Origin of the sequence: Streptomyces sp. SBT349 (assembly GCF_001083795.1) — a bacterium.
In the GTDB taxonomy this organism is placed as follows: domain Bacteria; phylum Actinomycetota; class Actinomycetes; order Streptomycetales; family Streptomycetaceae; genus Streptomyces.
Window position 1 is genome coordinate 1 of the sequence record NZ_LAVK01000326.1, and the last position, 8,350, is coordinate 8,350.

General features: G+C 71.8%; 8 protein-coding genes. 5 read left to right on the top strand and 3 right to left on the bottom strand.

The window, feature by feature from the left end:
- Positions 1–232 precede the first annotated feature (232 nt).
- The 5 genes from pstS (ADY01_RS28790) to pstS (ADY01_RS28810) all read left to right on the top strand — a co-directional run bounded on the left by pstS (ADY01_RS28790) (position 233) and on the right by pstS (ADY01_RS28810) (position 5,473).
- Positions 233–1,351, top strand: coding sequence for a phosphate ABC transporter substrate-binding protein PstS (gene pstS / locus ADY01_RS28790; RefSeq protein WP_049579337.1), 1,119 nt, complete (start codon positions 233–235; stop codon positions 1,349–1,351).
- Between the two features lie 118 nt (positions 1,352–1,469).
- Positions 1,470–2,465 carry a phosphate ABC transporter permease subunit PstC gene (pstC, locus tag ADY01_RS28795; protein ID WP_078900703.1) on the top strand — a complete coding sequence of 332 codons (996 nt, stop codon included), beginning with the start codon at positions 1,470–1,472 and terminating at the stop codon, positions 2,463–2,465.
- Positions 2,465–3,556, top strand: coding sequence for a phosphate ABC transporter permease PstA (gene pstA, locus ADY01_RS28800; protein ID WP_049579340.1), 1,092 nt, complete (start codon positions 2,465–2,467; stop codon positions 3,554–3,556). The genes pstC and pstA overlap by 1 nt, the downstream gene beginning before the upstream one ends.
- A 29-nt stretch (positions 3,557–3,585) precedes the next feature.
- A complete protein-coding gene (pstB, locus tag ADY01_RS28805; protein WP_049579342.1) occupies positions 3,586–4,365 on the top strand; it encodes a phosphate ABC transporter ATP-binding protein PstB in 780 nt (259 codons plus the stop codon).
- 19 nt (positions 4,366–4,384) lie between these two features.
- On the top strand, positions 4,385–5,473 hold the full coding sequence (pstS, locus tag ADY01_RS28810) for a phosphate ABC transporter substrate-binding protein PstS (RefSeq protein ID WP_049579343.1): 1,089 nt from the start codon (positions 4,385–4,387) through the stop codon (positions 5,471–5,473).
- A gap of 16 nt (positions 5,474–5,489) precedes the next feature.
- Here the strand turns inward: pstS (ADY01_RS28810) and ADY01_RS28815 are convergent, their stop codons facing one another.
- From ADY01_RS28815 to ADY01_RS28825, 3 genes are read right to left on the bottom strand one after another with little or no spacing between them, the layout of a single operon-like run.
- On the bottom strand, positions 5,490–6,458 hold the full coding sequence (locus ADY01_RS28815) for an ABC transporter substrate-binding protein (RefSeq protein ID WP_049579345.1): 969 nt from the start codon (positions 6,456–6,458) through the stop codon (positions 5,490–5,492).
- Positions 6,455–7,276 (bottom strand): ABC transporter ATP-binding protein, encoded by an 822-nt coding sequence (locus ADY01_RS28820; protein WP_049579346.1) that lies wholly within the window; start codon positions 7,274–7,276, stop codon positions 6,455–6,457. The genes ADY01_RS28815 and ADY01_RS28820 overlap by 4 nt, the downstream gene beginning before the upstream one ends.
- Positions 7,273–8,313 carry a FecCD family ABC transporter permease gene (locus tag ADY01_RS28825; protein ID WP_063784394.1) on the bottom strand — a complete coding sequence of 347 codons (1,041 nt, stop codon included), beginning with the start codon at positions 8,311–8,313 and terminating at the stop codon, positions 7,273–7,275. Before ADY01_RS28825 ends, ADY01_RS28820 begins: the two co-directional genes overlap by 4 nt.
- Positions 8,314–8,350: the final 37 nt, after the last annotated feature.

Below are 8,350 nucleotides of genomic sequence, written 5' to 3' on the forward strand. Positions count from 1 at the left end.
GCGCGGGGGATCCGGGCACCGCCGGGGGACGCCGGTGCGGGTCTCAGGAGGGAGACCCGTTCCTTAACGATTCCAACTCTTTTTGTGAAACTGCCGGTTCCGTTGAACCTATCTTTCTGTTCACCTTCTGGCCCTCACTGCTTCGCTGGCTGCTCCTACGTTCTCCTCGACACATACAAGTCATCTGCACCCGGCCGGACCGGCTGGGACCTTTGAACAAGGAGCAACGGCCATGCGCAACTGGCGCGCACAGTCCGCCGCGATAGTCGCGGTGTCCGCCCTGGCCCTGGTCACGGCCTGTAGCAGCGACAACGAGGGGAACGGCGACACCGGTGGCGGGGACACCGGGGGCAACGGCGAGACGTCGGAGCTCTCCGGCACCATCGCGGGCGCCGGCGCCAGCTCCCAGGAGGCCGCGATGGGCGCCTGGATGGCCGGGTTCAACGCGGTGAACCCCGATGTCACGGTCGACTACGAGCCCTCGGGCTCCGGCGCGGGCCGCGAGCAGTTCATCGCGGGCGGCACCGACTTCGGCGGCACCGACGCCTACTTCCACGACGAGGAGGGCGAGCTGGCGGCGGCGACCGAGCGCTGCGCCGGCGACGTGGTGGAGATCCCCGTCTACGTCTCCCCGATCGCCCTGGCCTTCAACCTGGAGGGCGTCGACTCGCTGAACCTCAGCCCGTCGACCATCGCCCAGATCTTCAACCAGCAGATCACCACCTGGAACGACGAGGCCATCGCGGCGGACAACCCCGACGTCGAGCTGCCCGACTCCGCGATCACCGTGGTGAACCGGTCCGACCCGTCCGGCACCACGGAGAACTTCGTCGAGTACCTGGCCGCCGTGGCCCCCGACGACTGGCCGCACGAGGTCAGCGACGAGTGGCCGGTCTCCGGCGGCGAGGCCGCCCAGGGCACCTCCGGTGTCTCCGCGGCCATCTCCGGCGGCGACGGCACCATCGGCTACATGGACGCCAGCCAGGCCACCGAGCTCGGCACCGTGAGCGTCGGCGTGGGCGAGGAGTTCGTGTCCTACTCCCCCGAGGCCGCCGCCGCCGTTCTCGCGGTGTCGGAGCGCGTCGAGGGTCGCGGCCAGTACGACTTCGCGTACGACCTGGCCCGTGACACCACCGAGGCCGGCACGTACCCGATCGTCCTGGTGTCCTACGCCATGGCCTGCGCCACCTACGACGACGCCGCGAAGGCCGAGCTCGTCCAGGCGTTCCTCGGCTACATCATCAGCGAGGAGGGCCAGCAGGCCGCCGCCACCGAGGCCGGCTCCGCCCCGCTCTCCGAGGAGCTCCGCACCGAGTTCCAGGCCGCCGTGGACGCGATCTCCGCCGCCTGACCCCCACCTCCTGGCCCCAACGGTCCGGGTGGCCCCCGCAGGGTGGCCGCCCGGACCTGGGGCCATTCGCCGTAGAGCCCCTACGGCCAGCCGAGTTCGTTCCAGCCGAGAAAGCCGTATGAGAAAGGGAGAGACTGTGCCTCCCACCAAGGAGAGCAAGCGCGACCCGGTTCGCGCGACCGAGGGCGGGCGCAGGCGGGGAACGCCGCAGCAGCTGGGGGACCGCGTCTTCTCCGGCGCATCCACCGGCGCGGGTCTGCTGATCCTGGTCATCCTCGCCGGGGTCGCCGCGTTCCTGGTCGCCGAGGCGTGGCCCGCGCTGTGGGCCGACTCCGACCGGATACCGGGCGGCGACGGCATCGTCCTGTACGTCTGGCCCGTCCTGTTCGGAACGCTGATATCCGCCGCGTTCGCCCTGGTCATCGCCACCCCGCTGGCGGTGGCCATCGCGCTGTTCATCTCGCACTACGCCCCGCGCCGCCTCGCCTCCCTGCTGGGCTACGTGATCGACCTGCTCGCCGCCGTGCCCAGCATCATCTTCGGCCTGTGGGGCTTCTTCGAGCTGGCGCCGATGACCGTGGAACCCACCGAGTGGCTCTCGGAGAACCTCGGCTTCATCCCGCTGTTCGACGGGCCCGCCTCCACGACCGGCCGCACCATGCTGGTCGCCATCGTCGTGCTCGCCGTGATGATCCTGCCGATCGCCACGGCCGTGATCCGGGAGGCGTTCCTCCAGACGCCCCGGCTCCACGAGGAGGCGTCCCTCGCGCTGGGCGCCACCCGCTGGGAGATGATCCGCATGGCGGTGCTCCCGTTCGGCCGCTCCGCGATCATCGGCGGCTCGATGCTCGGCCTGGGCCGCGCGCTCGGCGAGACCATGGCCGTGGCCATCGTGCTCTCCGCCAGCCGCGATGTCGTCAGCTTCGACCTGATCAGCAGCGAGAACTCCTCGACGATCGCGGCCAACATCGCGCTGTCGTTCCCCGAGTCCTCCGGGCTCGACGTCAACACGCTGATCGCCTCGGGCCTGGTCCTCTTCGCCGTCACCCTCCTCGTCAACATGGGGGCCCGCGCGGTGATCAACCGGCGCCGTGACTTCTCGGGAGCCAACTGATGTCCACTCCGACCACCTCCCTGGACAAGAGCCGGGACCCGGCCGTGGTGCTGGCCCCCGTTCCGCTGTCGCGGGCCTCGCTGCCGCGGGGCGCCGCGCCCGGCACGCTGGCCGCGTTCGTCCTGATCGGCCTGGCGCTGTGGCAGCTCCTCGACGCCGCCCCCGCGCTCGCCGCCATCGTCGGCGTCGTCGGGTACACGGCCACGGTCTACCTCTGGTCGCGCACCGTCGAGGGCCCGCGGGGCGCCTTCGACCGGTTCGTCACCGCGATCGTCAGCTCGGCGTTCCTGCTGGCCCTGCTGCCGCTGGTCTCCGTGCTCGGCACGGTCGTGGGGGAGGGCCTCGAACGCTTCGACTCGGAGTTCTTCAACAACTCGATGCTCGGCGTCGTCAACGAGGGCGGCGGCGCGAGCCACGCCCTGACGGGCACGCTGATCATCACCGGCATCGCCGCGCTGATATCGGTGCCGATCGGCATGATGACGGCGATCTACCTCATCGAGTACGGCCGCGGGCGGCTGGCCCGCGCCATCACGTTCTTCGTGGACGTCATGACCGGCATCCCCTCGATCGTCGCCGGTCTCTTCGTCTACGCGCTGTTCGAACTGTTCTACGGGCCCGGCATCCGCATGGGCTTCATGGGCTCGGTCGCGCTGAGCGTGCTGATGATCCCGGTGGTGGTGCGCTCCACCGAGGAGATGCTCAAGCTGGTGCCGAACGAGCTGCGCGAGGCGTCCTACGCGCTGGCCGTCCCCAAGTGGCGAACGATCCTCAAGGTCGTGCTGCCCACCGCGATCGCGGGCATCGCCACCGGCGTCACGCTGGCCATCGCCCGCGTCATCGGCGAGACGGCCCCGCTGCTGATCACGGTCGGCATCACCAGGGGCGACAACTTCGACCCGTTCGAAGGACGGATGGCCACGCTCTCCGTCTACTCCTACAACCAGTACGCGACCGCCCCCGGCTTCGCCCGCGAGGCGTTCTACGACCGGGCGTGGGCGGCGGCGCTGACGCTGATCCTCATCGTGATGGCGCTCAACCTCGTGGCGCGGCTGATCGCCCGGCTGTTCGCGCCCAAGATCCGCAACTGACCCCCTGACCTCACAGAAAGCGAAGCACTGTGGCCAAGCGCATCGAGGTCAAGGGCCTCGACATCTACTACGACAAGTTCCTCGCCGTGCAGGGCGTGTCGATGACGATCGAGCCGCGGTCGGTCACCGCCCTGATCGGCCCCTCGGGCTGCGGCAAGTCGACGTTCCTGCGCACCCTCAACCGCATGCACGAGCTCGTCCCCCGGGCGCGCGTCGAGGGCAAGGTCCTCATGGACGACCAGGACCTCTACGGCCTGGGCGTGGACCCGGTCGGCGTCCGCCGCCACATCGGCATGGTGTTCCAGCGGCCCAACCCGTTCCCCACCATGTCGATCTACGACAACGTCGCGGCCGGGCTCAAGCTCAACAACAAGCGGATGAAGAAGGCCGACCTCGACGGCCTCGTCGAGCGCTCGCTGCGCGCGGCGAACCTGTGGGAAGAGGTCAAGGACCGCCTCGGCCGCCCCGGTTCGGGACTCTCCGGCGGCCAGCAGCAGCGGCTGTGCATCGCCCGCGCCATCGCGGTGGCGCCCGACGTGCTGCTGATGGACGAGCCCTGCTCGGCGCTCGACCCCATCTCCACGCAGGCGATCGAGGACCTGATCACCGAGCTGAAGGAGCAGTACACGATCGTCATCGTGACCCACAACATGCAGCAGGCGCAGCGGGTCAGCGACGTCACCGGCTTCTTCAACCTCAAGGCCATCGGCGAGCCGGGCGGCCTGGTGGAGATCGACACCACCACGAAGATCTTCACCAACCCGACCAACCAGTCCACCGAGGACTACGTCTCGGGCCGCTTCGGCTGACCGGAAGGGCACAGGCGCCATGCGGAACCTGCTCGCCCGCGCCGCCGCGCCCACCGCGGCGGCCGCCGTCCTGCTCGCCGCCTGCGCCGGGTGCACCGGGGACGGTGGTGGCGAGGCCACCGTCACCCGGGGCACGCTCACCGGCCGGCTCTCGGGCTCGGGGGCGACGTTCCCCGACCCGCTGTTCCAGGAGTGGATGGCCTACTACGGCCGGCACATCGAGACCGGCGTCTGGATCGACTACCAGGCCGTCGGCTCCGGCGGCGGCATCGAGCAGTTCCTCTCCGGCACCGTGGACTTCGGCTCCTCGGAGCGGTATCTCCAGGAGAGCGAGCTGTCGGTCGCCGACGACGTGCGGGGCTGCCCGGCCGTGCAGTTCCCCGTCGTCTTCGGCGCGGTGGTCATCGCGCTGAACGACGACGCGCTGGACGGCCTGGTGCTCACCTCCGAGGTGATCGCCCAGGTCTACGACCGGCAGGTCACCCACTACGACGACCCGGCGATCACCGCCCTCAACCCGGACATGGACCTCCCGCACGAGGAGATCGCCCCGGTCCACCGCTCCGACGGCTCGGGCACCACCTACGTGTTCACCCGCTACCTGACCACCGAGGTCGGGTTCTGGGCGGAGGAGTACGCCGAGGGCACGGACATCGACTGGCACGCCGACACGGCCGGCGGCGACGGCAACGAGGGCGTCGCCCGCGCCGTCCAGGAGAGCCCCGGCGGTCTCGGCTACGTCAACCAGTCCTACGCGCTGACCAACGACCTGGCGACGGCCCGCGTGGTCAACGAGGACGGCGTCCCCGTCGAGCCCACCCTCGCCGCCACCACGGCCGCCTCGGAGGAGGCCGAGATCCCCGGCGACTTCCAGTTCAACATCGACGACATCGGCGGCGACGGCTACCCCATCACCGGCGCCAACTGGATCCTCGCCTACGCCTGCGGCTACGACGACGGAACGGCCCTGCTGCTGCGGGACTTCTGGACCTGGGTCCTGACCGACACGGAGGCCGACCGCTTCGCCGCCGAGCTGGGCTACGCCCCGATGGGGCGGGCCCTGAAGCAGCGCGTGATCGGCGAGATCGAGCGGATCGACGCGCTGTGAACCGGCCCCGCGCGCCTCAGCCGGCCGCCAGGGTCCCCTCGATCTCGTCGAGGATTTGGCCCGCGGCGGTGTAGCCGATGCCGAGGAACCACAGGCCGTCGTCCACCCGGTGGGCGTCGCCCTCCCGGACGGCGGAGAGGCCGTCCCACAGCGGGCCGCCGACGGCCTCCTCCTCGCCCGAGGCGTCGGCGGCGCCGTAGGAGGTGTAGAAGATGACGTCCCCGTCGGCCCGGTCGACCTGCTCCGGGCTGATCTCGACCGCGAACCCGTCGGGCGCGTCGGCGGTGATCTCCGGGCGCGCGAAGCCGATGTCGGCCAGGACGCGGCCGATGAAGCTCTGGTCGGCGTAGAGCCGGGTGTTGCCGCCCTCGATGAAGCGGACCATGCTCACCTCGGTACCGGCCACGGCCTCCTCGCCGCCCAGCGCCTCGACCACCTCGGCGACGCGCGCCTCGTAGGCGGCCACGATGTCCTCGGCCTCGGCGCGCCTGCCCAGGGCGTCGGCGTGGGTCAGGAAGTTCTCCCGCCAGGGCGCGCCCACGTGCTCGGTGAAGACGGTCGGGGCGATCTCGGAGAGCTCGTCGTACCGCTGCTCGTCGCGGACCTTGCTGCCGATGATGAGGTCCGGGTCCAGCTCGTGGATGGCCTCCAGGTTGTGCTGGGCGATGGCGCCGACGTTCTCGACGCCCTCCAGGCCCTCCCGCGGCAGGTACTCGGGGAACATCACGCCGGTGTCGGTCTGCACCGCGCCGACCGGGGTGATGCCCAGGGTGATCGCGGTGTCCAGCTCGCCGGTGTCGAGCACGACGACGCGCTCGGGGTTCTCCGGCACCTCGACCGGGCCCATGGCGGAGTCGACGGTTCTGGTCCCGGCCTCCTCGCCGCCCCCGCCCGCACCGTCGTCCGAGCCGCCTCCGCAGGCGGTCAGGGCGAGGGCGAGCGCGGTGGCCAGGGCCGAGGGGATCGTGGTGTGACGGCGGTTCATGCGGACGTCGCCTCTTTCTCGTTCGGTTCGGGGGTGGTTCTCGGCACGGGGGCCGAGGGGACGACGAGCGGGGAGCCGGTCACCGGGTCGGGCACGACGACGGCGTCCAGGCCGAACACCTCGCGCACCAGCTCCGCCGTGACGACCTCGCCGGGGCGCCCGCGTGCCACGATGCGCCCGTCCTTCATCGCCACCAGGAAGTCGGCGTAACGGGCGGCCTGGTTGAGGTCGTGGAGCACGGTGACCACGGTCCGCTCCAGGCGCCGCACCAGGTTCAGCACCTCGACCTGGTGGCCGATGTCGAGGAACGTCGTCGGCTCGTCGAGCAGCAGCAGATCCGTCTCCTGGGCCAGCGCCATGGCGATCCACACCCGCTGCCGCTGCCCGCCGGACAGGGTGTCCACGGGCCTGGCGGCCAGCTCCGTCACATCGGTGAGCGCCATCGCCTCGGTCACCGCCCGCTCGTCCGCCTCCGACCACTGCTGCCACCACCGCTGGTGCGGCTGGCGCCCGCGCGAGACCAGGTCGGCGACCGTGATGGCCTCCGGCGCGACGGGGGACTGCGGCAGCAGCCCGAGCGCCTGCGCGATCCTGCGCGTCGGAATGGCGGCCAGCTCCTGGCCGTCGAGCAGCACGGCCCCGCCGCGCGGCCTCAGCAGCCGCCCCAGCGCCCGCAGGGTGGTGGACTTGCCGCAGGCGTTGGGCCCCACGACGACCGTCACCCGGCCGTCGGGAACGTCCAGGTCGAGCCCGTGGACGACCGGCCCGGCGGCGTCGTAGCCGAGGGTCAGCCCCCTGGCGCGCAGACGGCTGGTCATGTGCGGCCTCCGGTGCGGTTGGTGACGATGAGCCAGAGCAGGTAGGGGGCGCCGACGGCGGCCGTGACCACCCCGGCGGGCAGCTCGGTGGGCGAGAACAGCGTCCGCGCCAGCACATCGGCGGCCACGGTGAGGAACGCCCCCGCGAGCGCCGAGCACAGCAGCGGGATCTGGGCGGTGCGGGTGAGGCGGCGGGCGATCTGCGGCGCGAGGAGCGCGACGAAGTCCACCGGGCCCGCGGCGCCGGTCGCCAGCGCGGCGAGGAGCACGCCGGTGGAGGCCAGGCCCACGCGGGTGCGGCCGATACGCACGCCGAGCGCGGTGGCGGTGTCGTCGTCCAGCACCACGGTCCGCTGCGCGCGGGCGGCCCACAGCACGGCGGGCACCAGCGCCAGCAGCGCCCAGGCCAGCGGCACGGCCTCGTCGTAGCCGCGCCCGTTGAACGAGCCGGTCATCCAGACCGTGGCCTGCTGGGCGACCTGGAAGTCGCCCCTGGTCAGGAACAGCTGGGTGACCGAGCGGAGGGCGACGGCGAGGCCGATGCCGATGAGCACGAAACGGGCCGCGTGCAGGCCGCCCCGCCAGGCGAAGAGGTAGACGAGCCCGGCGGCGGCCAGGCCACCGGCGACGGACCAGAGGGGGAGAACGGCCGTGGAGGCCAGGCCGTAGGTCATGGCGCCGACGGTGAGGGCCGCGGCCCCATGGGTGACGCCGATGATGTCGGGGCTGGCCAGCGGGTTGCGGGCGACGGTCTGGATCAGGGCGCCCGCCACCCCGAGCGCGCCCCCCACGAGCAGGGCGAGGGTGAGCCGGGGCAGCCGCAGCGTTCCCACGACGAAGTCGGCCTCGGACTCCAGGCCGGCCGCGGCCCGCAGGGCGTCGCCCGGCGCGACGGCGGACTCCCCGAGGCAGAGGGCGGCCAGGGCCGCCCCGGCGAGCAGGATGGCGAGCACCGCTCCGACGCCGAGGGCCCGCCCGTGCACCAGCACGGCCCCCCGCCGCACCCGCACCACGCGATACCCACCCGCGACGGTCACGACACCCCCCGGCCGACACCGTCCGCGGGAGCCGGGG

Excerpts from the sequence above, each read along its gene's own strand:
- pstS (WP_049579337.1), top strand. The coding sequence starts at position 233 with ATGCGCAACTGGCGCGCACAGTCCGCCGCGATAGTCGCGGTGTCCGCC.
- ADY01_RS28820 (WP_049579346.1), bottom strand. The coding sequence starts at position 7,276 with ATGACCAGCCGTCTGCGCGCCAGGGGGCTGACCCTCGGCTACGACGCC.
- ADY01_RS28815 (WP_049579345.1), bottom strand. The coding sequence starts at position 6,458 with ATGAACCGCCGTCACACCACGATCCCCTCGGCCCTGGCCACCGCGCTC.
- pstS (WP_049579343.1), top strand. The coding sequence starts at position 4,385 with ATGCGGAACCTGCTCGCCCGCGCCGCCGCGCCCACCGCGGCGGCCGCC.
- pstA (WP_049579340.1), top strand. The coding sequence starts at position 2,465 with ATGTCCACTCCGACCACCTCCCTGGACAAGAGCCGGGACCCGGCCGTG.
- pstC (WP_078900703.1), top strand. The coding sequence starts at position 1,470 with ATGAGAAAGGGAGAGACTGTGCCTCCCACCAAGGAGAGCAAGCGCGAC.